Genomic DNA, 2413 nt, shown 5'->3' on the forward strand with positions numbered 1-2413 from the left:
CCGGCGTGCTGCTCGACCGCGACGGCGAGCGCCCCGGCCGTGGTCGCCTCGAAGACGGCCCGGACCGGGATCTTCGCGTCGAGCGCGGCGCCGATGCGGGAGACGACCTGCGTGGCGAGCAGCGAGTTGCCGCCGAGCTCGAAGAAGTCGTCGTCGACACCGACCCGGGTGAGACCGAGCACGTCGGCGAACACGCCCGCGACGATCTCCTCGACGGGGGTGCTCGGAGCGCGGAACTCGCGCGCTTCGAACACCGGCTCCGGCAGCGCCCGGCGATCGAGCTTGCCGTTGACGTTCAGCGGCAGCGCCTCGAGCACCACGAACGCCGCCGGCACCATGTACGACGGCAACGCCCCGGCGAGCCCGGACTTCACGTGCGCGAGGTCGAGCACCGCGCCCGCCTCCGGCACCAGGTACGCCACGAGCTGCGTGCCCGTCCGATCGTCCTCCCGGGCGATCACCGCGACGTCGCGCACGTCGTCGGCACCGCGCAGCGCGGCTTCGATCTCGCCGAGCTCGATCCGGAATCCGCGCACCTTGACCTGGAAGTCGCTGCGGCCGAGGTACTCCAGGCGCCCGGCCGAGTCCCATCGGACGAGGTCGCCGGTGCGGTAGAGCCGTTCGCCGTCGCCGAACGGCGAGGCGACGAACCGTTCCGCCGTCAGATCCGCACGGCCGTGGTAGCCGCGTGCCAACTGCGCACCGGCGAGATACAGCTCGCCGGACACCCCGACCGGCACCGGGTGCAGACGCCCGTCGAGCACGTAGACCCGCGAGTTCCATTCCGGCACGCCGATCGACACCGAGGCCCCGGAGACATCGGCCACCTCGCCCGCGGTGATCGACACCGCGGCCTCGGTCGGGCCGTAGAGATTGACCAGCTGCGCGGTGTTGTGCTGCAGGAATCGCTGCGCCGTCGCCGCCGGCAGCGCCTCACCGATCGCGAGCACCCGGCGCAGAGACCTGGGCAGCACCCCGTCGGAGTCGACGAGCAGCGCCTCGAGCATCGACGGCACCACGTGCAGGGTGGTGACCGCCTGCTCGGCCATCAGGGTGTTCAGGTAGCCGGGATCGCGGTGGCCGTCCGGCGTGGCGATCACCAGGCGGCCACCGGAGACCAGCGCCGACCAGAATTCCCACACCGACAGGTCGAACGTCGCCGCGGTCTTGAGCAGCGCCGCGTCCTGCGACCCGAGCCCGAAGTGCTCGCGCTTCCACAGCAACTGGTTCACGATCGCCGCGTGCGGGACCGCCACCCCCTTCGGCCGGCCCGTCGACCCCGAGGTGAAGATCACGTACGCGGTGTTCGACGCCCGCAGCGGCGCCCGCCGCTCGGCGTCGGTGACCGGGTCACCGGTGTAGTGCGCCAGGTCGGCCGTGTCGATCGCCAGGTGCGGGACAGAGCTGTCCCCCGGTAGCTCGAACGCGTCCCGCTCGGTGGTCAGTACCACCACCGGTGCCGCGGCATCGAGGATGTATCCGGTCCGCTCGGCCGGCTGGTCCGGGTCGAGCGGCACGTACACGCCACCGGCCTTGGTGACGGCATACATGCCGACGAGCAGCTCGGTCGATCGGCGCATCGCCAGGGCGACCGTCGATTCGGGACCGACCCCCGTCGAGATCAGGTGCCGGGCGAGCCGGTTGACGCGGGCGTCGAACTCGCCGTAGGTGAGCGTCTCGCCCGCGAAGAACAGGGCGGGGGCGTCGGGGGTGCGGTGCACCTGCGCGTCGAACAGGTCGGCGAGGGTCGCCGAGGTGTCGACGGCGTGACCGGTGTCGTTCCAGCCCTCGAGCACCCGGAGCCGCTCGGTGTCGTCGAGCAGCGGCACGTCGCCCACCGGCAGCGCCGGGTCCGCCACCACGGACTCGAGCAACCACAGGAAGCGCCGGGCGAATCCGGCCACCGTGGACTCGTCGAACAGGTCCGTGGCGTAGGTGAAGAAGCCGGTCACGCCGGCCGCGGCGCCGTCCTCGGCGTGCCGGTCGGTGACGATCAGATGCAGATCGAACTGCGAGATCTCCATGTCCGCATCGACGTTCGCGATGGTCAGACCGGGCAGCTCGAGGCGGGACTGAGCGACGTTCTGGAACGACAGGCCCACCTGGAACAGCGGGTGCCGCGCGGTCGAGCGGACGGGGTTGAGGACCTCCACGAGCCGCTCGAACGGCACGTCGGCATTGGCGAATGCGCCCAGGTCGGCCTCGCGCGCCTGCGCCAGCAGTTCCTCGAACGCCGCATCCGGACGAACCTGCGTCCGGAAGACCAGGGTGTTGACGAACATGCCGATGAGGTCGTCGAGGGCCCGCTCGTCACGGCCCGCGATGGGCGTGCCGATCGCGATGTCGTCGGTGTCGGACATCCGTGCGAGGAACACCGCGAGGGCGGTGTGCATCACCATGAACAGCGTCGTGT

1 pseudogene is annotated in these 2413 nt (G+C 71.1%); it reads right to left on the reverse strand.

Annotated elements, in window-relative coordinates:
* Positions 1 to 2408: pseudogene (locus tag OEY_RS0127450) on the reverse strand (non-ribosomal peptide synthetase); the annotation flags it as partial.
* Positions 2409 to 2413 lie beyond the last annotated feature (5 nt).

This window comes from Rhodococcus sp. P14, assembly GCF_000256505.1.
GTDB lineage: Bacteria > Actinomycetota > Actinomycetes > Mycobacteriales > Mycobacteriaceae > Rhodococcus > Rhodococcus ruber.